The sequence below is a fragment of the Kitasatospora phosalacinea genome (assembly GCF_030268885.1).
GTDB lineage: Bacteria > Actinomycetota > Actinomycetes > Streptomycetales > Streptomycetaceae > Kitasatospora > Kitasatospora phosalacinea_C.
In genome coordinates, this window is the sequence record NZ_BSSA01000002.1 from 168,406 (window position 1) to 193,572 (window position 25,167).

General features: G+C 74.6%; 24 protein-coding genes. 16 read left to right on the forward strand and 8 right to left on the reverse strand.

Annotated elements, in window-relative coordinates; translation table 11 throughout:
* The first annotated feature begins 299 nt into the window (after positions 1–299).
* The 7 genes from QSK52_RS04380 to QSK52_RS04410 all read left to right on the forward strand — a co-directional run bounded on the left by QSK52_RS04380 (position 300) and on the right by QSK52_RS04410 (position 7,537).
* Complete coding sequence (locus QSK52_RS04380; RefSeq protein ID WP_285733759.1) at positions 300–491, forward strand: hypothetical protein; 192 nt, start codon at positions 300–302, stop codon at positions 489–491.
* Positions 492–588: 97 nt separating this feature from the next.
* The gene (locus QSK52_RS04385; protein ID WP_285733760.1) at positions 589–1,122 is read left to right on the forward strand and encodes a MauE/DoxX family redox-associated membrane protein; all 534 of its coding nucleotides are present in this window, start codon (positions 589–591) and stop codon (positions 1,120–1,122) included.
* Positions 1,123–1,192: 70 nt separating this feature from the next.
* The gene (locus QSK52_RS04390; RefSeq protein WP_285733761.1) at positions 1,193–1,696 is read left to right on the forward strand and encodes a TlpA family protein disulfide reductase; all 504 of its coding nucleotides are present in this window, start codon (positions 1,193–1,195) and stop codon (positions 1,694–1,696) included.
* Positions 1,693–3,561 carry an ABC transporter ATP-binding protein gene (locus QSK52_RS04395; RefSeq protein ID WP_285733762.1) on the forward strand — a complete coding sequence of 623 codons (1,869 nt, stop codon included), beginning with the start codon at positions 1,693–1,695 and terminating at the stop codon, positions 3,559–3,561. Before QSK52_RS04390 ends, QSK52_RS04395 begins: the two co-directional genes overlap by 4 nt.
* 22 nt (positions 3,562–3,583) lie before the next feature.
* Positions 3,584–4,027: a S26 family signal peptidase gene (locus QSK52_RS04400; RefSeq protein ID WP_285733763.1), complete on the forward strand. Its 444-nt coding sequence runs from the start codon at positions 3,584–3,586 to the stop codon at positions 4,025–4,027.
* 39 nt (positions 4,028–4,066) lie between these two features.
* Positions 4,067–6,841, forward strand: a complete 2,775-nt coding sequence (locus QSK52_RS04405) for an ABC transporter permease (RefSeq protein WP_285733764.1) — start codon at positions 4,067–4,069, stop codon at positions 6,839–6,841.
* Between the two features lie 6 nt (positions 6,842–6,847).
* A complete protein-coding gene (locus QSK52_RS04410; RefSeq protein WP_285733765.1) occupies positions 6,848–7,537 on the forward strand; it encodes an ABC transporter ATP-binding protein in 690 nt (229 codons plus the stop codon).
* A 226-nt stretch (positions 7,538–7,763) separates the two neighbouring features.
* Here the strand turns inward: QSK52_RS04410 and thiC are convergent, their stop codons facing one another.
* On the reverse strand, positions 7,764–9,569 hold the full coding sequence (gene thiC / locus QSK52_RS04415; RefSeq protein ID WP_285733766.1) for a phosphomethylpyrimidine synthase ThiC: 1,806 nt from the start codon (positions 9,567–9,569) through the stop codon (positions 7,764–7,766).
* A gap of 277 nt (positions 9,570–9,846) precedes the next feature.
* Between thiC and QSK52_RS04420 the strand changes: the two genes are divergently transcribed.
* The 7 genes from QSK52_RS04420 to QSK52_RS04450 all read left to right on the forward strand — a co-directional run bounded on the left by QSK52_RS04420 (position 9,847) and on the right by QSK52_RS04450 (position 17,443).
* Entirely contained in the window at positions 9,847–10,047 is a 201-nt protein-coding gene (locus tag QSK52_RS04420) for a hypothetical protein (RefSeq protein WP_285733767.1), read from the forward strand.
* A gap of 186 nt (positions 10,048–10,233) precedes the next feature.
* A complete protein-coding gene (locus QSK52_RS04425; protein ID WP_285733769.1) occupies positions 10,234–11,727 on the forward strand; it encodes a flotillin family protein in 1,494 nt (497 codons plus the stop codon).
* Between the two features lie 145 nt (positions 11,728–11,872).
* Complete coding sequence (locus QSK52_RS04430; RefSeq protein WP_285733771.1) at positions 11,873–12,880, forward strand: 3-oxoacyl-ACP synthase III family protein; 1,008 nt, start codon at positions 11,873–11,875, stop codon at positions 12,878–12,880.
* Entirely contained in the window at positions 12,877–13,632 is a 756-nt protein-coding gene (locus tag QSK52_RS04435) for a glycosyltransferase family A protein (protein WP_285733773.1), read from the forward strand. The genes QSK52_RS04430 and QSK52_RS04435 overlap by 4 nt, the downstream gene beginning before the upstream one ends.
* Before the next feature lie 221 nt (positions 13,633–13,853).
* The gene (locus QSK52_RS04440; RefSeq protein ID WP_285733775.1) at positions 13,854–15,329 is read left to right on the forward strand and encodes an AMP-binding protein; all 1,476 of its coding nucleotides are present in this window, start codon (positions 13,854–13,856) and stop codon (positions 15,327–15,329) included.
* Between the two features lie 130 nt (positions 15,330–15,459).
* Positions 15,460–16,497, forward strand: coding sequence for a cytochrome P450 (locus QSK52_RS04445; protein ID WP_285733777.1), 1,038 nt, complete (start codon positions 15,460–15,462; stop codon positions 16,495–16,497).
* Between the two features lie 37 nt (positions 16,498–16,534).
* The gene (locus tag QSK52_RS04450; protein ID WP_285733779.1) at positions 16,535–17,443 is read left to right on the forward strand and encodes an NAD-dependent epimerase/dehydratase family protein; all 909 of its coding nucleotides are present in this window, start codon (positions 16,535–16,537) and stop codon (positions 17,441–17,443) included.
* On the opposite strand, the gene QSK52_RS04455 is transcribed toward QSK52_RS04450, so the two are convergent.
* From QSK52_RS04455 to QSK52_RS04465, 3 genes are all read right to left on the reverse strand, one after another.
* Positions 17,440–17,640 (reverse strand): hypothetical protein, encoded by a 201-nt coding sequence (locus tag QSK52_RS04455; RefSeq protein ID WP_285733781.1) that lies wholly within the window; start codon positions 17,638–17,640, stop codon positions 17,440–17,442. The two genes, QSK52_RS04450 and QSK52_RS04455, sit on opposite strands and share 4 nt — an antisense overlap.
* Positions 17,641–17,817: 177 nt before the next feature.
* Positions 17,818–18,474 (reverse strand): thiaminase II, encoded by a 657-nt coding sequence (gene tenA, locus QSK52_RS04460; protein ID WP_285733783.1) that lies wholly within the window; start codon positions 18,472–18,474, stop codon positions 17,818–17,820.
* A 37-nt stretch (positions 18,475–18,511) separates the two neighbouring features.
* Positions 18,512–18,829 carry a cupin domain-containing protein gene (locus tag QSK52_RS04465; RefSeq protein WP_033217784.1) on the reverse strand — a complete coding sequence of 106 codons (318 nt, stop codon included), beginning with the start codon at positions 18,827–18,829 and terminating at the stop codon, positions 18,512–18,514.
* 93 nt (positions 18,830–18,922) lie between these two features.
* Here QSK52_RS04465 and QSK52_RS04470 point away from each other — a divergent pair, with 93 nt between their 5' ends.
* The gene (locus QSK52_RS04470; protein WP_285733788.1) at positions 18,923–19,303 is read left to right on the forward strand and encodes a phage holin family protein; all 381 of its coding nucleotides are present in this window, start codon (positions 18,923–18,925) and stop codon (positions 19,301–19,303) included.
* 102 nt (positions 19,304–19,405) lie between these two features.
* On the opposite strand, the gene QSK52_RS04475 is transcribed toward QSK52_RS04470, so the two are convergent.
* Both QSK52_RS04475 and QSK52_RS04480 read right to left on the reverse strand, forming a co-directional pair.
* The gene (locus QSK52_RS04475; protein WP_285733791.1) at positions 19,406–19,834 is read right to left on the reverse strand and encodes an SsgA family sporulation/cell division regulator; all 429 of its coding nucleotides are present in this window, start codon (positions 19,832–19,834) and stop codon (positions 19,406–19,408) included.
* A gap of 308 nt (positions 19,835–20,142) precedes the next feature.
* Positions 20,143–20,955, reverse strand: coding sequence for an IclR family transcriptional regulator (locus QSK52_RS04480; RefSeq protein WP_285733795.1), 813 nt, complete (start codon positions 20,953–20,955; stop codon positions 20,143–20,145).
* Positions 20,956–21,318: 363 nt separating this feature from the next.
* Here QSK52_RS04480 and QSK52_RS04485 point away from each other — a divergent pair, with 363 nt between their 5' ends.
* Complete coding sequence (locus tag QSK52_RS04485; protein WP_285733797.1) at positions 21,319–21,846, forward strand: NUDIX domain-containing protein; 528 nt, start codon at positions 21,319–21,321, stop codon at positions 21,844–21,846.
* A gap of 21 nt (positions 21,847–21,867) precedes the next feature.
* Here QSK52_RS04485 and QSK52_RS04490 read toward each other — a convergent pair whose 3' ends face one another.
* Both QSK52_RS04490 and QSK52_RS04495 read right to left on the reverse strand, forming a co-directional pair.
* Positions 21,868–23,535: a globin domain-containing protein gene (locus QSK52_RS04490; RefSeq protein WP_285733798.1), complete on the reverse strand. Its 1,668-nt coding sequence runs from the start codon at positions 23,533–23,535 to the stop codon at positions 21,868–21,870.
* Between the two features lie 304 nt (positions 23,536–23,839).
* A complete protein-coding gene (locus QSK52_RS04495; protein WP_285734415.1) occupies positions 23,840–25,165 on the reverse strand; it encodes a dihydrolipoamide acetyltransferase family protein in 1,326 nt (441 codons plus the stop codon).
* Between the last annotated feature and the right edge of the window lie 2 nt (positions 25,166–25,167).

Below are 25,167 nucleotides of genomic sequence, written 5' to 3' on the forward strand. Positions count from 1 at the left end.
ATCGCGGGAGCCCGGCGGCGCGGGTCGGCGCGGCCTCTGTTCCGAGTGTCCGGAATGGCGCCATATCCGGCGTTCACGCGCCCGAAATACTACTTGGCTGCAGACTGTCGCAATTGCCGACCGGAATTACCCGTTCCGCATCCCTCCGGAGCCGCTCCGACCGCGGCAATATTCTGGTCTAGACAACGTATCGATACGTCCTATAGCCTCGGTCCCGCGAGCTCGCCGGCAATGCAACACCGAAGAACCGGAATTTTCGCCCGTCAATGGGGGTTGGAATGCTTCAGGCAATGAAGGCCATGGCTGACCAGATGCTCGGGAAGCTGCTCAGGGAGGAGACGGCCGAGGCCGACGGGTCCGCCGGCTGCCTCCGGTACACCGGCACGGAGGGGTGCAGCGCGGGCGGCTGGCGCTGCCGCTACGCCTGGTACTCCTGGAACTGCGCCGCGCAGCCGCAGCTCGTCTGCGCCGAGTACAGCGTCCGCTGCTAGTCGCAGGCGGCGTCGGCCGCTGACGGCCGAACGGCCGACCGCCCCCGGTGCCGTCCACGGGTGGCACCGGGGGCGGGTGCGCGGAATGGGGGAAATCATGAACGACCAGCTCCTCCTGGTCTGTCGTGCCGTGATGACGATCGTCTTCGCGGCCTCCGTACTCGGGAAGGTGCGGTCGCCGGGGGCGTTCGCGGCCGCGGTGCGGGTGATGAGGGTGGTTCCGGCGCGGCTGGCCGGCCCGGTGGCGGCCGCGGTGCCGGTGCTGGAGGCGGGGCTGGCGCTGGCGGTCTGGGTGCCCGTGCTGACCGCCTGGGCGTTCGGCGCGGCCGCGGTGACCCTGGTCGCGTTCACGGCGGCCCTGGTCGCGGTGCTGCGGCGGGGGATCGACGCCTCGTGCTCCTGCTTCGGGATTTCCGCGGCCCCGGTCGGGCCGGCCCAGGTGGTGCGCAACTGCGTTCTCCTCGCATTCTCCTCCACCGGCCTGGCGACGGCGCTGGCCGCCGACGGCGGAGCAGTTCCGGCGGATCACGGGAAAATCCTGCTCGGAATTCTCGTCGCCGCCCCCCTGAGTATTCTTCTCATTTTTTCCGAGGTCCTTCACGAGGTCTTCGGCAGATCAACGGTGAAATGACACCGGACTGTCGGGGCGTGCTTTCCGGATTGCCTGATCGGGGTTCCCTGTGTTGGTCGCTGCAGTTGTCGTGATCGCTCTTCTGTCCGTTTTCAACCTGGTCCTCACGTTCGCGGTGGCCCGCAGGATCTCCGGCACCGCGCAGCAGACCCCCGCGCTACCGGGCAACCGGTTGCTCAGCGGGTCCCCGCTGCCGGAGTTCGCCGCCGTCACCCGCTCCGACGGCCCGGTCACCCGGGCCGACCTGAGCGGGGAGGCGTTGATCGGCTTCTTCTCCAGCACGTGCGAACCGTGCCTGGAGCAGGCGCGCGAATTCGTCGTCACGGCGCGTGCGCTGCCGGGCGGACGCGACGCGGCGCTGGCCGTGGTCAAGGGCGGCGGCCCGCTGGAGGAGGAGCTGGTGCAGCTGGTCGAGCCGGCGGCCCGGGTGGTCGTGGAGTCGTCCGGCGACGGGCTCATCGACGCGTTCGGCATCAAGATCTGGCCGAGCTTCCTCTCGGTGGGCCCCGAGGGGAACACCGCCTGGGTTCCGCCGTCCGGCGGCCGACTCGTGTCCGCCGGCGGGGCCGGGTGAACGGCCCCCGCCCCGAACGGCGCTCCGAGCACCGGCTCCTGGGGTCCGCCGCCCGGGCGGCGGTCCTGGCGTGGAGGTCGGGAAGGGCCCTGCTCCTGGGCTCCCTGGCCGGGAGCGTGCTGGTCGGCCTGCTGCCCACCGGAACGGCGCTGCTGGTCCGGGACCTGTTCGACACGGTCGTCCGGAACCCCTCGGACGACCGCCTGTGGCGCACCGCCGGCCTGTTGGCCGCCGCCACGCTGGCCATGGCGGTACTGCCCGCGCTCACCTCCTACCTACAGGCCCAGCACGCCCGCCGGGTGCAGCTGCGGGTCCAGGACGAGCTGTTCGAGGGCGTCAACCGGCTGCCCGGCCTGCGGCACTTCGAGGACCCGGCGTTCCAGGACGAGCTGCGGCTCGCCCAGCAGTCCGGGCAGACCGTACCCTCCCAGCTGATCGGCTCCGCCGTCTCCGCGCTCCAGGCCGCGGTCACCCTGGCGGGCTTCCTGACCACCGTGTTCGTGCTCAACCCGGTGCTCGGGGCGCTGGTCGTCCTGGCCGCGCTCCCGGTGCTGGGCACCCAGCTCACCGCCGGGCGCCGCCAGGCCGTCCTGCAGCAGGGCATCACACCGGCCCTGCGGCGGCAGATGTTCTACGGGAGCCTGCTCACCGACGTCGACGCGGTGAAGGAGATCAGGCTGTTCGGCCTGCAGGACTTCTTCCGCGGCCGGGCCCACCAGGAGCTGGCCTCGGCGGTCGAGGCCGAACGCCGCACCGCCCGGCGCAACCTGCTGTGGCAGCTCCCGCCGTCGGTCCTGGTCGCCGTGGTGTACGGCGTCGGCCTGTTCTGGGCGGTGCGGGAGGCCCGGGCGGGGGCGCTGTCCCTCGGCGACGTGTCGGTCTTCCTGGCCGCTGTCGCCGGGGTGCAGGGCGGGGTCACCCAGATCGCCGGCACCGGCGGCTCCGTGTACCAGGGACTGCTCACCTTCGGGTCCTACCGCGCGGTGCTCGGCACCACGCCCGACCTGGCCCTGCCCGGGACGGCCGTCCTCCCGGTCTCCCCGGTGTCGGCGATCACCGTCGAGGACGTCTGGTTCCGCTACCACGAGGACGCGCCGTGGGTGCTGCGCGGCGTGGACCTGACCATCCCGGTCGGTGGGACGCTCGCCCTGGTCGGCCTGAACGGCGCGGGCAAGAGCACCCTGGTCAAGCTGCTGTGCCGGCTGTACGACCCGACCCGCGGCACGATCCGCTGGGACGGCACCGACATCCGCGAGTTCACCCCGGAGCAGTTGCGCGAACGGATCGGCGTGGTCTTCCAGGACTACTGCCACTACGACCTGACGGCCGGCGAGAACGTCGGTCTGGGCCGGATCGACCGGCTCCACGACGCCGAGGCCGTCGCCGACGCGGCCCGCGCCGCCGGCATCCACACCCGGCTCACCGAGCTCCCGGACGGCTACCGCACCCTGCTCAGCCGGATGTTCGCCCCGGACCCGGGGCAGGGCGGCAGCGCCTCGGGCACCTCGCTCTCCGGCGGGGAGTGGCAGCGCGTCGCGGTGGCACGGGCGTTCATGCGGCGCGACTCCGACCTGCTGATCCTGGACGAGCCCAGCGCCGGCCTGGACGCCGAGGCCGAGAAGGAGATCCACGACCACCTGCGCACGCTGCGCGCCGGCACCACCGCCGTGGTCATCTCGCACCGGCTCAGCTCCGTCCGCGACGCCGACCGGATCGCGGTGCTGCGGGACGGTCGGATCGCCGAACTCGGCGACCACCGGAGGCTGATGGAGCTCGGCGGGGACTACGCCCGGCTGTTCGACGCCCAGGCCGACGGCTACCGCGACCCGGCCGACGACCGGCAGACGATCGGCGCGTCGAGGTGAGCGGCGCGGAGAGGAGGGGGACGTGATCGAGGGCTGCGTGCTGGTGGCGACGGTGCTGGCGGCCGCCGCCGGGACGGCGGTGCTGCTGCGCCGGTCGTTGGTGCGGCTCCGGATCAGCGGACCGAGCATGGAGCCGACCCTGCGCAGCGGTCAGCGGGTGCTGTACCTGCGCTCCCGTCGGCTCGCGGCGCGCCCCGGACGGATCGTGGTCGCCACGGTGCCCGCGGACCTGCGGGGCGGCCGGAGCGGCCTGGTGGTGAAGCGGGTCGTCGCGACCGCCGGGCAGCCGATGCCGGACGAGGTCTGCGCCGCGGCGGGGCTGCCCGCCGGGTCCGCGGTACCGCACGGGCAGGTCGTCCTCCTCGGCGACAACATGTTCGCCAGTCGCGATTCCCGGCTCTGGGGACCGGTCCCGGTGTCCGGCGTGGTCGGCGCGGTCATCGGTGCGAGCGGACCGCGAGGTTGACGGAACGATGAGCGGAACGGGCGGTTCGGCGTGTTGTTGATGGTGCGTTCGCAGGTGCGGCACCGGTGGGGCCGGGCGGTGGCGTTGATGTCGGGGATCGCGGTGGCGACCTCGGCGTTCACGGTGCTGACGGGGGCGGCCCGGACGCAGGAGTTGCAGGTCGAGGAGACGGTGGAGGCCAACTCCCGTTCCTCGTACGACATCCTGGTCCGGCCGGTGAACGCGCGCAGCGCCACCGAGCGGGACCAAGGGCTGGTACAGGCCGGGTTCCTGTCCGGGATCTTCGGCGGCATCACCCTCGACCAGTGGCACCGGATCCAGCAGGTCCCGGGGGTGCAGGTCGCCGCTCCGCTGGCGCTGGCGGGCTACATCACCCCGGAGGTCGCCGTCCCGATCGAGCTGGAGTCCCAGATCCCGGCGGGGCAGGACAGCGCGCTGTTCCGGGTCACGGCCACCACCACGACGGACGGCGGCCGCAGTCGGCTCCCCACCGGCACCACCTACCTGTACCTCACCCGCAAGGGCCTGGTCCGGCAGACCGGGGACCCGACGCACCGCCTTCCGGTGCTGGAGGAACAGCCGGACGGGACCCGGGTCGAAGCCTGTCCGGTGGACGACCCGGGTGTCGGCAGCGGTCCGTTCGACCGGCCCGACCGGGTCGCCTGCGACTCCACCGCCGGGTCGCGGACGGAAGCGAACGGAGAGGCGCTCCCGGGCGGCGGGGCACCGGCCGGTCCGGTGGGCTACCGGGCCGAGATCCCGACGCCGATGCTGATCGGTGCGATCGATCCGGCCTCGGAGGCGGCACTGGACGGCCTCGACCGCGCCGTGGTCTCCGGCCGGTACCTCGCCGACCACCAACTGCCCGGCACCCACGAGGTGCCCGCCACCGTGACGGGCGGGAGCACCACCACGGTCCAGACCCTCACGATGCCGACCTTCCCGGTGCTGGCGGCGAACCGCAGCGACCTGGACAGCACCGTCGACATCACCGTCCAGCGGCTGGACGGCACCGGCGGCCGCACCCCGCTCCAGCTCGGCCGGGACGTCCTGGGCACCCTGACGGGCCGGCAGGTGGCGGCCCGGACGGTCACCGCGGGCGAGGCGTACGACCGGGCGCTGGCCGACGCCGCGAGCGGCGAGCCCGGTTCGATCAGCAACAACAGCTTCTACGCGGCGTTCACCGTCGGCCCGGTCCGGTGGAGCACCGGCCCCGACGGGTCCCTGGTGCCCGCTCCGGTCGACAACCCCGACGACACCTGGTCGGTGACGGACCAGGGCACGACCTGGATGAACGTGCCGCGGAGCAACGCGGACACCGCGGTGCGCGAGGTGCGGACCCACCGGTCGGCCTCCCTGTCCTGGCCGCTGCCCAGCATCGAGGGCGTCTACGACCCGGCGAGGCTGGCGGCCGTCAACCCGCTGACGGCCGTTCCGCTCGGCGCGTTCGACGCGCCGGTCACCACGGGGGCCGACGACGCCTCCCGGCAGGCGCTCGGCGGGCAGCCGATGCGGCCCGACGGCAACATGGCCGGGCTGCTCACCCAGCCGCCGCAGCTGCTCACCACGCTGGACTCGCTCCACACGATCACCGGCGGTGCGTACGCGGGGAACATGCACTTCGGGGATCCGATCAGTTCGATCCGGGTGAAGGTGGCCGGGGTGACCGGCACCGACCCGGTGAGCCGGGAGCGGGTGCGGCTGGTCGCGGAGCAGATCCAGCAGGCCACCGGGCTGCTGGTGGACGTCACCTACGGTTCCTCGCCCCGGCCCGTCCGGATCGCGCTCCCCGCGGGCGAGTTCGGTCGGCCGGCGCTGCTGCTCGACCAGAACTGGGTGAAGCTGGGGGTGGCGTTCACGGTGCTGGACGCCCTCGACCGCAAGAGCCTGACGCTGTTCGTGCTGATCCTCGCCGTGTGCGCGTTGTTCGTCGTCAACTCGGTCTCAGCAGCGGTCCGTTCACGGCGCACCGAGCTGGGTGTGCTGTCCTGCCTGGGCTGGACGGCGGGCCGGATCGGGGCGACGCTGCTGGGCGAGGTGGCACTGCTCGGGCTGGTCGCCGGGCTGGCGGGTGCCGGGCTGGCGTGGCCGGTGGCCGGGTTGTTCGGCCTGCACGCGACCCTGCTGCGGGCCTCCCTCGCCGTACCCGGCGCGGTGGTGCTGGCGCTGCTCGCCGGGGCGGTACCGGTGTGGCGGGCCTCCCGGGCGGTCCCCGCCGAGGCCGTCCGGGAGGCCGTGTCCGACCCGCGCCGGACCCGGCGCAGCCGCGGACTGCCGGGTCTCGCCGCGGGGAACCTGCGCCGCACCCCCGGACGGAGCCTGCTGGGCGTGCTGAGCGTGGCGATCGGCAGCACCGCGCTGACGGTGCTGCTCGGGATCACCTGGGCGTTCCGGAACTCGCTGGTGGGCTCGCTGCTGGGGCAGGCCGTCTCGTTCCGGATCCGGGGCATCGACTACGCGGCCGTGGGCACCGTGCTGGTGCTCGGCGCGCTCGCCGTCGCCGACGTGCTCTACCTGGGCCTGCGCGAACGCGCCGGGGAACTCGCCGCGCTGGCCGCCTCCGGCTGGCGCGACGGCGAACTCGGCCGACTCGTCCTCGCCGAAGGCTGTCTGCTCGGCCTGACCGGCGCCCTCGGCGGGGCCGCCGCCGGGACGGCCGTCACGGCAGTACTGGCCGGACGGCTGCCCGCCCCCCTGCTCGCCACCGCCGCTCTCGTCGCCGCCGGAGCCGTCCTGGTCACCGTGCTGGCCTCCCTCGTCCCGGCCGCCCTGCTGCGCCGCATCCCGCTCGGCCGACTGCTCACGGAGGACTGACCCCCCATGACCGAGACCCAGCTCCCCCGGGGCGCGAAGGTGGTCGTCACCGACGTCCGCAAGACCTTCCGGACCGGCGGCGACCAGCAGCTGGCCGCCGTCGACGGCGTCAGCCTGCGGATCGAACCGGGCCGGCTGGTCGCCCTGACCGGCCCCTCCGGCTCCGGGAAGTCGACGCTGCTGCACCTGCTCGGCGCCATCGAGCGCCCCGACAGCGGCAGCATCGAAGTGGCCGGAACCGACATCGCCGCACTCGGCCGCCGAGCCCTCGCCGACTACCGGCGCGGCATCGGCATCGTCTTCCAGCGCTTCCACCTGCTGCCCGCACTCACCGCCCTGGACAACGTGATCGCCCCCGTCCTGCCCGTCCGCACCACCTACGACAAACGCGCCCGCGCCCGCGAACTCCTCACCGCCGTCGGCCTCGCCGGACGGGAGGACGCACTGCCCTCCAAGCTCTCCGGCGGCCAACAGCAACGGGTCGCGATCGCCCGCGCCCTGATCAACTCACCCGCCCTGCTGCTCGCCGACGAACCCACCGGCAACCTGGACAGCCGCACCGGCGCCGAAGTGGTCCACCTGCTGAAGGAACTGCGCACCACCCACGGCACCACCATGGTCATCGCCACCCACGACCAGGACCTGGCCGACGGCTGCGAACAACAGGTCCGACTGCACGACGGCCGACTGCTCTGAGTCACCGCCCGGGAGGAGTTGCCCGCTCCTCCGGCACGTCCGCGTCGCTCACCCCTGCCAGCGCGTCCCGGACCGAGGCGTCGGGCTCCACCCCCCACCCGGTCCTCCGTCAGCCCCAGTGGACCAGGCCCGACCGGCACCGGCACCGACCGGGACACCGCACCGGGGCACCGCGCCGGGAAGCCCCCTCCTGCCTCCCGGTGCGGTGCCCCGGTGAGCTGCGTCGTCAGTCGGCCAGCGGGAGGTAGACCCGGTTGCCCCGGGCGGCGAACTCGGCGGACTTCTCGGCCATCCCGGCCAGCGCGACGCGTTCGGCCTGTTCGGCCTCGCCGCCGTGCTCGTCGCGGATCTGGCGGCTGATCTTCATCGAGCAGAACTTCGGACCGCACATGGAGCAGAAGTGCGCGGTCTTGGCGGGTTCGGCGGGGAGGGTCTCGTCGTGGAAGGCGCGGGCGGTCTCCGGGTCGAGGGCCAGGTTGAACTGGTCCTCCCAGCGGAACTCGAAGCGGGCGTCGGAGAGGGCGTCGTCCCAGGCCCGGGCGCCGGGGTGGCCCTTGGCGAGGTCGGCGGCGTGGGCGGCGATCTTGTAGGTGATGACGCCGGTCTTGACGTCGTTCCGGTCGGGCAGGCCGAGGTGTTCCTTGGGGGTGACGTAGCAGAGCATCGCGGTGCCCCACCAGGCGATCATCGCGGCGCCGATGCCGGAGGTGATGTGGTCGTAGCCGGGTGCGACGTCGGTGGTCAGCGGGCCGAGGGTGTAGAACGGGGCCTCGTCGCAGATCTCCTTCTGCAGGTCCATGTTCTCGCGGATCTTGTGCATCGGGACGTGCCCGGGGCCCTCGATCATCACCTGGACGTCCTTGGCGCGGGCGATCCGGCCGAGTTCGCCGAGGGTGGTGAGTTCGGCGAACTGGGCCTCGTCGTTGGCGTCGGCGATGGAGCCGGGACGCAGGCCGTCGCCGAGCGAGAAGGTGACGTCGTAGGCGCGCAGCAGGTCGCAGAGCTCCTCGAAGTGCGTGTAGAGGAAGTTCTCCCGGTGGTGCGCCAGGCACCAGGCGGCCATGATGGAGCCGCCGCGCGAGACGATGCCGGTCTTGCGGCGGGCGGTCAGCGGGACGTACCGCAGCAGGACGCCCGCGTGCACGGTCATGTAGTCGACGCCCTGCTCGCACTGCTCGATCACGGTGTCCCGGTAGACCTCCCAGCTGAGTTCCTCGGCCCGGCCGTCGACCTTCTCCAGCGCCTGGTAGAGCGGGACGGTGCCGATCGGGACGGGGGAGTTGCGCAGGATCCACTCGCGGGTGGTGTGGATGTTGCGGCCGGTGGAGAGGTCCATGACGGTGTCGGCGCCCCAGCGGGTGGCCCAGGTCATCTTCTCCACCTCCTCCTCGATGGAGGAGGTGACCGCGGAGTTGCCGATGTTGGCGTTGATCTTCACCAGGAAGTCGGTGCCGATGACGGCGGGTTCGACCTCGGGGTGGTTCACGTTGACCGGGATGACGGCCCGCCCGCGGGCCACCTGCTCGCGCACGAACTCCGGTTCCAGGCCCTCCCGCAGGGCCACGAACTCCATCTCGGGGGTGATCAACCCGCGCTTGGCGTACGCGAGTTGGGTGACAGCAACGCCGTCGCGGGCGCGCAGCGGCCGGCGCGGGCGGCCGGGGAAGACGGCGTCCAGGTTGCGCAGGTCGCCGCCGCGCGGGGCGGTGTGCCGGATGCCGTCGTCCTCGGGCCGGGCCTCGCGGCCCTCGTACTCCTCGACGTCGCCGCGCTGGCGGATCCAGGGGTCGCGCAGCGCGGCCAGGCCCCTTCGGACGTCGGTGGGTTGCGACGGGTCGGTGTACGGCCCCGAGGTGTCGTACAGCGGGACGGTGCGCCCGTCGGTGAGGTGGACCTCGCGGTAGGGCACCCGCAGGTCGGGGCGGCTGCCCTGGCGGTACGCCTTGCGCCAGGCCGGGGTCGGGTACCCGGTGGCGGACGGCCGGTCGGCGGACGGCTGGTGGGCAGACGTGTGCTCGGTGAATGCGGTCATGCGACCTTCAACTCCCTACGCCGGCATTACCCGGTCAGGTTCCTGCGGTCGGCGCAGCAGGTGGTACGCGGGCCCGCGTACCGTCAGCGCCCTCTCAGCCCGGTGCTCCGAGCTCCCGTTCCGCGCAGGGGCGTGCGCCACCTGCGTTCGCCGACCACGGTAGGGCACCGGACGGGCACCGGTCCAGGGCGCCGCAGCCGGTACGGGCGCGCGGGGGTAGAACTCCCGGGCGGGGCTTCGCTGTTCACACCGGCGCCCCGAGGGGGAGAATCCCGGTGTGATCGGACTGGTGGGGCGGGTGACGGGACGGATCGGCGCGGGCCTGGTCGGCGAGGTGATGGTGCACGTCCCCGAACGGCTGGGCACCGAGGCGTTCCTGGCGTACCGGGCCGTGCCGGGCGAACCGCTGCTGCCCGGCACCATGGTGGTCGTGGTCGATTACCAGCCACCGCGCACGGTGTACGTGGAGCCCTTCTGACCTCTCCCCGCCAACCGCGGGCAAACCCCCTGCAACAGTTTCGGGACAGTGAGGGCCACCACCGTCGCGTCCCCTTCCCCCGCGATCACGACAGGCGCAGAATGCGGCTGCCACCGGGTTCCGCGCCCACGAACTGCACCACCCAGCGCAGCCACGGACCGGTGTGCCACGAAGGGGGAGATCGCGATGCTGATCGGCATCGTCGGAGCGGTTGTTGCAGGACTCGTCCTGATCGTCCTGCTTTTCAAGCTGATGTGGCGCGTTGCCGAACCCAACGAGGCCCTGGTCATCTCGGGTTCCAAGCACGGCGAGGGCCTCGGCTTCCGCGTGGTCACCGGACGGGGCACCTTCGTGGTGCCCGGCGTCCAGGTGGTCCGGCGGCTGTCGCTGGACCTCAACGAGGCCGCGCTGGACGTCGAGTGCGTGACCTCGCAGGGCATCCCGGTGCACGTCAAGGGGGTCGTCATCTTCAAGGTCGGCGACGACCCGGCGTCGATCGCCAACGCCGCCCGCCGCTTCCTGGACCAGCAGAAGATGATGGGCCAGCGGGTGCACAACGTGTTCGCGGGCCACCTGCGCTCGATCGTCGGCGGGCTGACCGTCGAGGACATGATCCGCGACCGCGAGCGGCTCACCGGGGAGACCCGCTCCGCCTCGGGCATCGAGATGGAGAAGCTCGGCCTGATCATCGACTCGCTGCAGATCCAGGAGATCCTGGACCCGACCGGCTACATCACCAACCTGGCCGCGCCGCACGCCGCCGCCGTCCAGCGCGACGCCCGGATCGCGGCCGCCGAGGCCGACCGCCGGGCCACCGAGGCCGAGCAGGAGGCGTTCGCCCGCAAGGCCGAGGCGACGCGCAACTCCGGCATCCAGCAGGCCGGTTACCAGGCCGAGATGGACACCGCCGCGGCCCGCGCACTGCAGGCCGGGCCGCTCGCCCAGGCCGCCGCCCGACAGGAGGTCGTGGTCCAGGAGACCAAGGTCGCCGAGCTGGAGGCGCACCGCAAGGAGCAGCAGCTCCAGGCCGACGTCCGCAAGCCCGCCGACGCCCGCGCGTACGAGACCCGCACCAAGGCCGAGGCCGACCGCGACGCCCGGATCTCCGCCGCCGAGGCGCTCTCCCGGGAGACCGAGCTGAAGACCGCCGCCGAGGCCAACCGGGTCAAGGTCGCCGCGGCCGCCGAGGCCGAGGCCACCCGGGCCCGCGGCCTGGCCGCCGCCGAGGCCACCCGCGCCACCGGTGAGGCCCAGGCCGCCGCCGAGGCCGCGAAGGGCCTGGCCGAGGCCGAGGCCGCCCGCGCCAAGGGCCTCGCCGAGGCGGAGGCCACCCGGGCCCAGGGTCTGGCCGAGGCCGAGGGCATCAAGGCCCGCGCCGCGGCCCTGGCCGAGAACCAGGAGGCCGTCGTCGCCCAGCAGTTGGCCGAGAACTGGCCCGCCATCGTCCGGGCCGGTGCGGACGCCTTCGGCAACGTCGAGCACATGGTGCTGCTGAACGGCGCCGAGGGCATGTCCGAGATGTTCGCCAAGGCGCTCACCATGGGCGGCACCGGCCTCGGCCTGGCCCGCCAGCTGCTCAACTCGATGAACGCCCCGGCCCCGGCCGAGGCCCCGGCACCCGCCCCGGCCCCGGCCCCGGCCACCCAAGTCATCCCGGTCCAGGCCGGCAACGGCGACTGACGCACCCGCGCACCACGGCCCGTACGGCAGCACCACCGCCGTACGGGCCGCGCCGTCCCCGCACCCCGCGCCGTCTCCGCATCCCCGGCCCCGGCTGAGTACCCGTACTCACGCCCCGCCCGCCGCCCCGGACGACCATCGGGGCATGGACCTGCTGCCCCGCGTCGGAATCACCGCCGTCGGCTCCCACCTCCCGCAACGGACCGTCACCTCACGGCAGTTGCAGGACGAGGTGGCCGCCGGTGCCCGCCTCCCGCTGCCCGACGGCATGTTCGAGAAGGCCACCGGCATCCGCACCCGCCGCTTCGCCGGACCGGACGAGCACCCCTCCACCCTCGCCCTCGGCGCCGCCCGCACGGCCCTCGCCCGCCGCGGACTGGACCCCGCCGACCTCGACCTGCTGCTGTTCGCCTCCGCCTCCCGGGACGTCTGCGAACCCGCCACCGCCCACCTCGTCCAGGCCGAACTCGGCTCCCGGGCCCACGCGTTGGACGTCTCCAACGCCTGCAACAGCTTCCTCAACGGCATCGACACCGCCCGCGCGATGATCCTGGCCGGCCGGGCTACCCGCGCCCTGGTCGTCACCGGCGAGACCCCCAGCCGCGCCATGCGCCGCGACCCCTCCGGCCTGGCCGAGTTCCGGGAGGGCTTCGCCGGGTACACCTTCGGCGACGGCGCCGCCGCCGTCCTGGTCGAACGCGTCGAGCGCGGCGGCATCCTCGACGTGGAGACCCAGACCGCCTCCGAGCACTGGGAGGTCGGCGGCATCCCCGGCGGCGGCTCCCGCCACCCGCGCGGCGACGAGTGGAGCTACTTCCGCGGCGGCGGCAAGGAGTTGCGCGGCGTCTTCGAGCAGATCGGCGCCGACATCCTCACCCGCGTCGCCGCCCGCACCGGCCTCGGCTGGGACGCCTACGCCCGCGTCCTGGTCCACCAGGTCACCCTGCCCTACCTGGAGCGCTTCGTGGAGCTCACCGGCGTCCCCGCCGACCGGCTGGTCGTCACCGTCCCCGAACTCGGCAACCTGGCCTCCGCCACCATCGGCGTCCAACTCGACCTCGTCATGGACGAGTTGGACGCCGGTGACCGCGTCCTGATGGTCGGCCTCGGCGGCGGCGTCAGCCTGATCACGATGGTCTGGGAGAAGTCGTGACCGAACCCCGCACGACCGACCTGTGGGTGGTCGTCCCCGCCTACCAGGAAGCCGCCCGCATCGACGGCACCCTGCACGCCCTCGCCGCCCAGCACGACCGCGACTTCACCCTGCTGGTCGTCGACAACGGCTCCACCGACACCACCGGCGACCAGGTCCTCGCCTTCGCCCGCACCGCGCCCTTCCCCGTCCACCTGATCACCGAACCCGAGAAGGGCGTCGGCTGCGCCGTCGACACCGGCTTCCGCCACGCCATCGCCCGCGGCGCGAGCCTGCTCGCCCGCACCGACGCCGACTGCCTCCCCGAACCCGGCTGGACCGGTGCCGCCCGCGCCGCCATGCTGGCCTGCGGCGGCCTGGTCTGCGGACGCGTCACCGCCCGCCGCGACGAGCACGGCCCCCTCGGCCGCGCCGTCTTCCGCGTCCTGGTCGCCCTCGGCGCCCTCTTCGGCCGCCTCCGCCCCGCCCACCACCGCCGCCACGGCTACCTCACGCCCTACCGCATGCACGCCGGCAACAACATGGCCGTCACCGCCGCCCTCTACCTCGCCACCGAGGGCATGCCCCGCCGCCCCTCCCCCACAGACCGCACCTTCATCAACCGCGTCCGCCGCCACACCACCGCCATCGTCCACCGCCCCGACATGGTCGTGCAGAACTCCACCCGCCGCATCCGCGCCTACGGCCTGCGCGGCACCGCCCGCTGGTACCTCGAACGCGGCCCGGGCCACCGCGACGTCGACATCAGGTGAGGGAGCCCCGCCGGGGAGCCCCACCAGGGGCTCGGGGAACGGCGAGTCCGTGCTGCTGGCGGCCGGAGCCCGTCGAGGTGTCCGTGCTGCTTCGGGCCGCCCGAACAGAACCCGGAGCCACCGCACGCAACGGCAGTGCACCGCCGGCAGCCCCGAGCCCGCCGTTCCCCGGGCCCCTGACGGACCCTCTCCTCCCCCTCCGACTGCCGAAAGGTGACGCCGTGCTCGACCAGCTCGCCCGCACCCTGCACGAGGGCGCCTCCCGCCCCGCCCTCCTCGGCACCACCCGCCGCGGCGCCCCCCGCGTCCTCGCCCGCTGCGGCGACCTCGCCGCCCTCGCCGAGCGCTACGCCGCCGCCCTGCACCACGCCCACGGCCTGCGCCCGGGCGACACCCTGGGGGTGGCGGTGCGTCCGGGCCCGCGGGCCCTCGCGGTGCTGCTGGCGGCGCACCGGCTGGGCCTGCGCAGCGCCGTGCTCGACCCGGGCGCCGGGCCGGAGGTGCTGCGGGCGCGGCTGGCGCTGGCCCCGCCCGCGCTGGTGCTGGCCGACGCGACCGCGCAGGCCGTCGCGGGGTGGGCCCGTCCGCTGGCCCGTCGCGCGCGGCTGGAGCTGCCGCCGCTGAGGACCCTCGGCCCGGTGGCCACCGTCGGCCCCCGCCACCCGTGGTGCGCCCGCCCGCTGACCGAGCACGCCGCGCCCGCCCCGGCCGCGTACGAGGGCGACGGCGACGCGGTGGTGGTGTTCACCTCCGGCACGACGTCCGCGCCGCGCGCGGTGGTGCACTCGCGGGCCTCGCTGGCCGCCGGGATGCGGGCGGTCGACGCGCTGGTGCGGCCCCGGCCGGGGCGCACGGTGCTGGGCGGGACGACGTTCGTGCTGGTCCCGGCGCTGGCCGCGGGGGCGACGGTCGCCCTGCCGGCCCGCCGCCCTGCCGTGCTGCAGCGCCAGGTCGACCGGCTCGCCCCGGACGAGACCTACCTGACGCCGCCGCAGCTCCGTCCGCTGACCAGGCTCACCGGCCGGGTCTGGACGGGCTCCGCCCCCGCCGACGCCGCCCTGCTGCGCCGGGCGAAGCGGGCGGGCGCGAGCGAGGCGTGGGGGGTGTACGCGCTGACCGAGCTGTTCCCGGCCGCGGCCGTCGAGGAGCGCGACAAGAGCGCCCACGACGGCCCGGGTGACCTGCTGGGCCACCCACTGCCGGGCGTCCGCACCCGGCTCGGCGCGGACGGCGAACTGCTGCTCGCCGCCCCGTCCGCCCGCGACCGCTACCTCGGCGAGGCCCCGGACCGGTGGGTGCGCACCGGCGACCTGGCCCGCCTGGACCCGGCCGGGCGGATCGTGCTGGCCGGGCGCCTCAAGGACATGGTGCTGCGCCGCGCCGAGAACATCTACCCGGGCCTGTACGAGCCCTCCCTGCACCTGCCGGACGTCGAACTGGCCGTCCTGGTGGGCGTTCCGGCCCCGGACGGCGACGAACGGCTGGTCGCCCTGGTGCAGCCCCGCCCGGGCGCCGACCCGCACCGCCTGCGCGCCGCCCTGCACGTCCCGCTCGCCCGGATGGGCACCGCCCGCCCCGACGCCCTCCTGCTGGGCCCCGTCCCGCTGACCGGCCGCTCCCGCAAACCCGACCGCCCCGCCGCCGCCCGCTACTGCGCCGCCCGGCTCGCCGACTCCCGCTCCCGGAACACCCGTTGACCCGCACCTCAACTCAACACCGCTTCCCAGCAGTCCCGTTGCCCACCTCTGCCCAGCAACCCGCCCCCCCGACACCCCCGTTGCCCCGCCACACTCCCCAGCTCGTCAACTACCTTCCCCGGAGCCCCCGTTGACCCGAGCCAGCCGCTCCGACCGCACCGTCTACCTGCGCAGCCACCCGCTGCTGTTCGCCCTGCTCGCCGCGACCAGGCGGCGTCCGCTGCTCCGGCTCGGCCGCACCGTACTGGTCCACCACCCGGACGCCTACCGCGAGGTCCTCACCCGCGTCCCGCTCGACCGGACGGCCGCGCGCACCACCGGCGGCACCGCCGCCCGCCTCACCGGCGGCAGCCTGCTCTTCGACCAGCAGGGAGCCGAACACCGCACCGCCCGCCGCGAGTTGGCGCACCTGCTGGGCCCGGCGGGGGTGGCCGCGCTGCAGCCGCTCTGGCAGCGGATCCTCGACCGGCACCTGGGCGGCCTGACCGCGCCGGTCGACCTCGTCCCGGCCGTCCGCGAACTGGCCGGCGCGACCGCCGCCGCGCTCACCGGCAGCGACGCCGACCCCGTCCGCCTCGCCCTGGCCGCGGAACGGGCCGCCGCCGCCACCGCCCGCGCCCACCTGCCCGCCCTGCTGCCCCGCCCGGGCCGCGGCCGCCGCGCCCGCCGGGCCGCGCTGCGGCTGCAGGAACTGCTGCCCGACCCGCGGGACGCGATGCTCGCCGTCGCCGCGGTCAACACCACCCTCGCCGCGCTGCCCCGCGCCGCCGCCTGGTGCGCCCGCGACCGCCTCTGGGCGCAGGCCCGCCACGACGCCCCGGCCCTCGCCGCGGAACTGCTGCGCCGCACCGCGGCCTCCCCCGTCCTCCCGCGCGCCGCGGCCGCCGACGCGACCGTCCTCGGCCACCGCATCCGGCGCGGCGACCGCCTCCTGCTGGTCGCCCGGCACGCCGCCCAGTCCCACCACGACACCCCCACCCACTCCCACGCCGTCCGCGCCCCCTTCGGCCTGGGCCCGCACGCCTGCCCCGGCGCGGCCCTCGCCCGCGCCCAACTCACCCTCCTGCTCAGCACCCTGGCCCCCCACCGCCCCCGCGTCCTGCGCACCGCCCCGCACCCCGCGGGCGCCCTCCCCTCCTACCGCACCTGCATCGTCCGGGCCTCCTGAGCCCTCGGCAGCGGCCCCCGCCGGAAGGAATCCCGCCGTGTCCCTCACCCTCGCGCTGACCGGTGCCACCGGCTTCTGCGGCTCCCACCTGGCCGCCCTCGCCACCGCCCGCGGCCACCGCGTCCTGGCGCTCGGCCGCCGCCCGCCCCGCCACGGCACGCACGTCCCCTGGGACGCCACCTCCGCCGCCCCCGTCCCGCCGGAGGTCCGCGCGGCGGACCTCGTGGTGCACTGCGCCGCCGCCGTCGGCGACCACCCGCCCGGGTCGCCCGCGGAGCGGACCCAGCACCTGGTGAACGTGGTGGCGACCGAGCGCCTGCTGGCGGCCGCCGCCGGTCGGCCCTTCGTGTTCGTGAGCAGCGCGAGCGTCTACGACCCGCGCCGGGACCGCTCCTCGGTGACGGAGGAGCACCCCACCACCGGCGGCCACCTGAACGCGTACGGGCGGACGAAGTCGCTCGCGGACGCCCTCGCGCTGGCCGCGGGTGCCGTGGTGCTGCGCCCGCGCGCGGTGTACGGGCCCGGGGACCCGCACCTGGTGCCGCGGCTGCTGGCGTCCGTCCGGTGCGGGGTGCTGCCGCTGCCGGGCGGGGACGTGGCGCTCAGCCTGACGGCGGTGGAGAACCTCGCCGAGGCGTGCCTGCGGGCGCGGGACTGGCCGCCGGGGGCGTACAACGTCGCCGACCGCGCCCCGTACGCCCGGGACGCCGCGCTGCGCGCCGTCCTCGCCGCGCACCGGCGGCGGGCCCGGCTGCTGCACGTCCCGCCCCGGCTGGCGGCGCTCGCGGTGGGCCGCCGACCGCACCTCACCGCGTACGCGCTGGACCAGTTGGCGCACCGGGTGGTGCTGGACACGCGGAAGTCCCGGTCCCGGGGCTTCACCCCGGGCCGGGACCTCGACGACTACCTGGCGGGCCTGGCCGCCCCGGCCCGCGGGGGCCGCTAGCTCCTGGCGGCCTTCTTGAGCAGGATCACCACGACCGCGGCGATGCCGACCAGCACCAGCACGTTGATCGCGAACCCGATGATGCCCGCCACCACGGCGAGGATCGCCGTGAAGATCTTCCAGGCGAGCACCAGCAGCAGGATCGGCACCACGATGTTGCGCACCCACGAGGGCAGCGACTTCCAGAGCTCGGCCATGTCCGTGCCTTCTCCTCTCGGGGTCGGTGCCGGTGGTTCCGGCTGCGTTCCCGCTCCCTCGATCTCGACACGTCGATCGTAGGCGGGGCCGGGAGCCGAAATCGAGGGGGAACGGCCCGGAGAGAACCCGGAGATCCTTCCCTGACCCGGGGCCCGGTCCGGCCTCGGGGAGAACCCTCAGACCGGCCAGGTCTCGCCGCGCCAGGCGGCGTCCCAGAACATCCACTCGTAGCGCGAGGTGGTGGTGAAGTGCCCGACCACGCGCCGCCGTTCGGCCGCGGACAGCTCCTCGCCGACCCGGTCGGTGAGCTCCAGGACGCGGCGCACCACGGTCTGGAAGCCCTCGTCCCCGTAGGCGGCGATCCACTTGGCGTAGAGCGGCTCGGGGGAGGAGCGGCGGGCCAGCTCCTCGCCGACCCGGGCGTAGATCCAGTAGCAGGGCAGGACGGCGCCGAGCGCCTCGGCGAAGGAGCCGCCGTACGCGGTGGCCAGCAGGTAGGAGGTGTAGGCGCGGGTGGTGGGCAGCACCACCTCGTCGCCGTCGGCGGCGCCGCCGAGCGCGGCCATGAACTCGCCGTGCATCTCCTGCTCGGCGGCGATCGCGCCGACCGCGTCGTTGGAGAAGGCCAGCACCTCGTCCTCGCCGGGGGCCTTGGCGGCGCAGACGGCCAGCGCCCGGGCGTAGTCGCGCAGGTAGTGGGAGTCCTGGACGACGAAGTGCCGGAACGCGGCGCGCGGGAGGGTGCCGTCGGCGAGGCCGAGCAGGAAGGGGTGGTCGAGGATCCGGCGGTAGGTCGGCTCGGCGGCCGCCCACAGTTCGTCGGTGAGCTTCACGGGTTCGTCCTCCTGCGCGGGTGCGGCCTCGGCACGGTCAGTCCTCCGGCGGGGAGAAGACCACGAGCACCCGCAGTTCCTCGGTGATGTGGTGGAAGCGGTGCTCCGTCCCGGCGGGGACGAACACCACGCTGCCGCGCCCGACCGTGGCGGTCTCCCGGCCGACGGTCAGCTCGGCCCGGCCGCTGACCACCAGGTAGATCTCGTCCTGGGCGTGCGGGGTCTGCGGGTCGGTGTCACCGGGGGAGAGCGCGTACAGCCCGGCGGACATCGTCGGCTGCTTCAGGAAGCGCAGGTACGCGCCGTCGCCCGCGGCGCGCTCGGCGTCGAGTTCGTCCAGCCGGAACAGCTTCATCGGGGCTCGGCTCCTCTCCCGGTCGGGCCCCATTCAACAACACCGCCCCGGAGAGCTTCCGCCCACCCGTCCGGGCCTGTCACCATCCGCAGCATGAAGAATTTCGTGATCAAAACGCTCATCAACGCGGCGGCGATCTGGGTCGCCGCCTGGATCGTCACCGGGATCACGCTCACGGGGGACAACGACGACTGGCAGCACAAGGCGCTCACCGTGATCGGGGTCGCCCTGGTCTTCGGCGTGATCAACTTCCTGATCAAGCCGCTGGTGAAGCTGTTCTCGCTACCGCTGTTCGTCCTCACCCTGGGGCTGATCACCTTCGTGATCAACGCCCTGATGCTGTGGCTGACCTCCTGGGCCTCGGACAAGCTGAACCTGGACTTCCACGTGGACGGCTTCTGGTCGGCGCTGCTCGGCGCGCTGATCATCAGCCTGGTGTCCTGGGGCCTCAACCTCGCCTTCGGCGACGACTGAGCCGACCGGAACGACCGGGACGACCGACCGGCCGGTCCTGCGACGGGTGCACCGTCGGAGGACCGGCCGGTCCTGCGGGCCGGCCCCGGAACGCACCCGGGGTCAGCCCGCGTTCTCGTGCCCGGTGGTGGAGAGGATCGAGGCGAGTTCCTCGTCCAGCTCCCCGCCGGCCAGCTCCTGGCCCATCGGCACCAGCCGGTCGGTGCGGGCCAGGAAGGCCAGCAGCGGCGGTGCGGCCGCGCGCATCAGGGCGTCGCCCTCGGCGGAGCGCAGCACCAGGCAGACCTCGGCGAGGTCGTCGCCGACCGGGTGGATGTGCACGTCGCCCTCACCGGTGGGGCGGCTCATCCCGTCGACCAGGAGCTCGCGGGCGAACACCCAGGTCACCGGTTCGTCGCCGGGCAGGTGGAAGGTGAAGCGGACGGCGAACGGGTCGTCACCGTCGTAGTCCAGGTCGACCGCGATGCGGAAGGAGAGCTCGCTCGACACCACGAGGTGCATCGCCGTCTGGGCTTGGACCGTGCTGTGCATGCGCCAGTACCTCTCGTTCTGCCCGCCCGGTGCGCCGAGGGTCGAGCGGTGGGCGGGCATATCGGTTCGATCTTGTTCGCTGTGCTGGAACGGCACCCCGGTGGGGCTGGCCCGTCAGGTCGTGCGGGTACCTGCGGACGGGTGGCTGCATCTGTGGGGCTTTGTCCCCTGATTCCCCGTTCGAACCTCATCGTCCACGTTTGCCAGCGATGCGGACAAGGTTCGCTTTTTCAAATGGTGAACGAACACGACACGGAATCACCGCACGGGAGCACCCCTCCACCACCTCCTCCACCGCGCGGGGCCCCTCACCGCACGAACGCCGGGAACATCGCGCCGACCAGCGAGCGCAGCCGGGCCGCCGCGGGGCCGAGCCGGTCGGCCTGCTCCAGCGGCAGCGAGATGGCCATGGTGGCGACCACCGAGCCGACGGTGATCGGGACGGCCGCGCAGACCGTGCCGAGCGCGTACTCCTGGCGCTCCAGCACCGGCATGGTCGGACGGACCCGCTCCAGCCTGCGCAGCACCGCCCGGACGTCCCCCGAGGTGGACGGGGTGAGGGCGGCCGGACGGTGCCGGGAGAGGTGGTCGAGCTGCTCCTCGGTGCCGAGCTGGGAGAGCAGGCAGAGCCCGATCGCGTGCGCGTGCGCGGTGGACCGGAAGTCGGCCCACTCCTCGACCTGCGGCTGCCCGGTGCCGGAGACCACGTCGACCACCCGCACCTCGCCCTCCTGGTAGACCGCGTAGTAGACGGCGGCGCCGAGCTCGTCGCGCAGCTCCTCCATCCGTCCGTGCAGGTCGACGTGCTCGGACTGCCGGGTGTCGGCGCGGCTGATCCCGTCGACCGAGGCGCCGTAGTAGAACCGGCCGCCCTCGCGCCGCAGGTAGCCCTCGTGGGTGAGGGTGCGCAGCAGGTGGTAGGTGGTGCCGAGGGGGAGCCCGGCGGAGCGGGCCAGCTGCTTGGCGGTGGCGCCGTGGACGTGCGAGCCGACCGCCTCCAGCAGGCGCAGGGCGCGCTGCACCGAGGTGATCAGGGTGGGCGCCCGCGGCGCGCGTATGGCGCTGTCGGTCGTCGAAGCCGTCCCCCGGCCCGCGGGTTCCCCGATCCGGTGCATGCTCATCCCCATCCCCCGGGCGTCGACTGGCACTCGGAGGAGGCTGCTCCGAATCCGCCCGGCAGGCGGACATTTGAGCACAGGGCGGGCATCGCCGCAATGACAATGATGTACACATCGGGCAATTCGCCTTCAATGCGAAGGATACACCCCAAGTATGTCGATAGATTACAAGGCGTCAGTTCGCAGGGCAGGACGAATCGAAGATCCATAGCGGATGTGTCCATCGCCACGGCCTGACACCCCCGGGCATGCCGGTGCGCCCGTACGGCGCAACAGGTCCCGCCGATTCGTCCCCGTGTGCGAGTTTCGCGCCCTCCGCCGCGCGGCAGACTCCCGCACAACGCTCGCGCCCCGGAGGTGGCAGCCATGTCGGGCCCGGTCCGTCCTGTCGTCAAACGCACCGCCCGCGCGATCCTGCTGGAGGTCGATCCGGACGACCCGCACGCGCCCGCCTCGCTGGTGCTGATCCGCCGGGTCCGCCCCGGTTCCCCGCGCCCGTACTGGATCACCCCCGGCGGCGGCGTCGAGCCGACCGACCCGACGGTGGTCGCCGCCCTGCACCGGGAGGTGGACGAGGAGCTGGGCGGCAAGGTCACCGACGTGGTGCCCGCCTTCGTCGACACCGTGGCGCACTCCCACCACGAGGACGGCACCCCGGCGCACCCGCACGGCGTCAAGGTGCAGCACTTCTTCGTCTGCCGCCTCGCCGGGATGGACGAGTCCCGTCGGCACGGCCCCGAGGTGGAGCAGCCGAACGGCGAGTACGCGATCGTCCGCGTCCCGTTCACCCGCGAGGGCGTCACCTCGGTCAACGTGGTCCCTCCCAGCCTCCGCGCCTACCTCGCCGCCAACATCGAGGGCGTCCGCGCCCTGCTCGCCCCGGACCTGGGCTGACCGGACGTCAGCCCGGTCCCGTCAGTCCCGCCCGTCCTCCCGCGCCGCCAGGTCGTGCCGGACGCTCCCCTCCGGCACCCCGCAGCGCCGCAGCACCGCCGCCCCGGACCGCACCATGGCCGCCGGGCCGCTCAGGTACGCCGCGAAGCCGTGCCAGGGCGCGTAGCGGGCCACCGCGTCCGGCAGGTCGCCGAGCAGTGCCCCGGCCGGGGCGCCCGCCGCCTCCGACACCACCGGGCGGACCGTCAACCAGGCGTGCCGGTCCGCCAGTTCGCGCAGCTCCTCCAGCCGGTACAGCTCCGCGGCCCGCCGCGCCCCGTAGAACACCTCCACCCGGCGCCCGGCCGCGCCGCGCTGCGCGACCTCCTCGACCAGCGCCGCGACCGGCCCGATCCCGGTGCCGCCGCCCACGCACAGCAGGTCCTCCCCCGCCGCGTGGTCCACCGTCATCGTCCCCTCCGCCGCCCCCAGCCGCAGCACGTCGCCCGGCCGCGCCCGGTGCACCAGCGCGTTGCTCACCCAGCCCGCCTGCACCGCCTTCACGTGCAGCGTCAGCAGCCCGTCCGGCCGCGGCGCCGAACCGAACGAGTACGGCCGCCACACCCGCGGCCACCACGGCGTCTCCACCGCCGCCCACTGCCCGGCCCGGAACGGGTACGCCTGGTCGGGGCGGAGCGTCAGCACCGCCACGTCCGGGGTGGCCTGCCGGTGCTCCACCACCTCCGCCTGCCACCACGGCGGGGCCGAGCGGGCCTCCTCCTCCGCACCCTCCACCATCAGCCGGGACACCAGCGCCAGCAGCCGCCGCCAGGCCGCCTCGGTGCGCCCGTCCCAGCCGCTGCCGCCGTACCTGGCCAGCGCCGCCACCAGGCAGTCCGCCACCGAGGCGTAGTGCCGGGACAGCGCCCCGTACTTGCGGTGCCGACGCCCCAGCGGGCCCAGGTACGCGCGCAGCGCCTCCGGGTCGCCCGCCCGGGACGCGCAGAGCCGCAGGGCCTGGAACAGCCGGGTGCGCTGCTCGTCCATCGCGGCCGGGAACATCGCCCGCAGCTCCGGGTGGCGCAGGAACATCAGCGCGTGGAAGTGCGCCATCGCCCGGTCCGCGTCCGGTGCCACCGCGGCCAGGCAGGCCCGCACCAGCACCAGGTCCTCGGCCCCCGGCGGCTCGACGTCCGCCTCCGCGGCCCCCACCGGCTCCAGCGCGGCGGGCGCCTCCACCGCCGTCTGCACGCCCCAGGCCCTGGTCCACCGGTCGTCCGGGCCCACCCAGTTCAGCGCCGGGGCCTGCCGGAACAGCGGCTCGAACGGCGCCGCGGCGGGCGCGACGGCCACGGCGGGCGCGGCGGGCGCGGGCACCGCGGGCGCCCAGGTCGGCTTCGCCGGAACGGCCGGCACCGGGGTCAGCCCCGGCGGCCGCACCGGCCCGAGCGCCGGCGGCGGCACCGCGGAGACCGACCGCGACCCCACCACCACCGCCGGGGCCGACTCCGCCCCGGCGGCCGGCTGCTCCGCCGCCCCGGACGGCTCCCGCGGCTCCGGCGCGGTCGGAGGTTCGTCCGCGGGCTCGGCCGGGGCGGACGGGCTGGCGGGAGCGGCTTCGGCACCGGGCAGCACGGGGCCGGCCGCGGTGCCCCGGCCGACCCCTGCCTTCGACGGCCTGCTCTCCCGTACGAGCTGACGAGTGCTCAAGAGAATCGTTTCGCTTCCGATCGACCTGTGTACTGACGCCCCAGCACACTGACACCGACCGCACAGCTCATCAGACGAATCCAGCGAACCCCGGACACCCGGGCCGTCCACCCGCTACCCTCCCCCGCGCCACCCCGGGACGCCCCCTACAACGCCCGCACCAACACCCCCGGCCGCTCCACGCAGTCCGCCACGAACCGCAGGAACCCACCCGCCGTCCCCCGTCGCACACCCCGCTCCCCCACACCCGCCCCGCGGCGCCGCGCAGCGCCCCCCACCCCGCGCAGCGCCCCGGAACAGCCCCTTACAACGCCCGCACCAACGCCCCCGGCCGTTCCACGCAGTCCGCCACGAACCGCAGGAACCCGCCCGCCGTCCCCCCGTCGCACACCCGGTGGTCGAAGGTGAACGACAGCTGGGTGACCTGGCGGACCGCCAACTCCCCCTCGTGCACCCACGGCTTGGGCGCGATCCGCCCCACGCCGAGCATCGCCGCCTCCGGGTGGTTCAGGATCGGCGTCGAGCCGTCCACCCCGAAGACCCCGTAGTTGTTCAGGGTGAACGTCCCGCCGGTCAGCTCCGCCGGGGCCAGGGTGCCCGCCCGGGCGCCCTCGGTCAGCCGGGCCATCTCCTGCGCCAGCCGCTCGGTGCCCAGCCGCCCGGCGTCGCGGACCACCGGCACCAGCAGCCCGCGCGGGCCCTGCGCGGCGAAGCCCAGGTGCACCGAGGCGTGGCGCCGCACCGCCTCTCCCTCGACGCTCGCGTTCAGCTCGGGGAAGCGCTCCAGCCCGGCCAGGCAGATCCGGGCCAGCAGCGCGAGCACGCTCAGCTTCGGCCCCGGAGCCCGGTTCGACTCCGCGCGCAGCGCCATCAGCGCGGTGGCGTCGGCGTCCACCCAGCAGGTCGCGGCGGGGATCTCCCGGTGGCTGCGGGTCAGCTTCTCGGCGACCGCCCGGCGCAGCCCGCGCAGCGGCACCAGCTCGTCCTCCGGCCCGGTTCCACGTGGAACAACCGCGGGCTCGGGCGCGGAGGTTGCCGCGATCGCCCGCTCCACGTCCCGCCGGGTGACCAGTCCGTCCGGCCCGCTGCCGGGCACCGCGGCCAGGTCGAGGCCGTGCTCCCGGGCGATCCGGCGCACCAGCGGCGAGATCACCGCCACCACGCCCGGAGCCGCCGCCGCGGCCGGAGCCACGCCCGGAGCCGCCGCGGCCGGAGCCACGCCCGGAGCCGCCGCGGGCACCTCAGCAGGCACCGCGGGCACCGCAGGGACCTCCGCAGACGCCCCGGCCGGTCGCACCCGCCGCCGCCCGGCCCGCCGGGTCTCGGCGACCCCGTACCCGACCAGCGGCCGCTCCACCGCGGGTTCGTCCGCACCCCCCGGCACGGGCGCGACCGCGACGGTCACCAGCGGGGCGCCGACCGGCACCTCCTGCCCGACCTCGCCGTACCGCGCGGTCACCACCCCGCCGTACGGGCAGGGCACCTCGACCACCGCCTTGGCGGTCTCCACCTCCACCACCGGCTGGTCGACGGCGATCACCTCGCCGACCTCGACCATCCAGCGCACCACCTCCGCCCCGGTGAGTCCCTCACCGAGGTCGGGCAGCGTGAACTCGCGGACCACCGGCATCG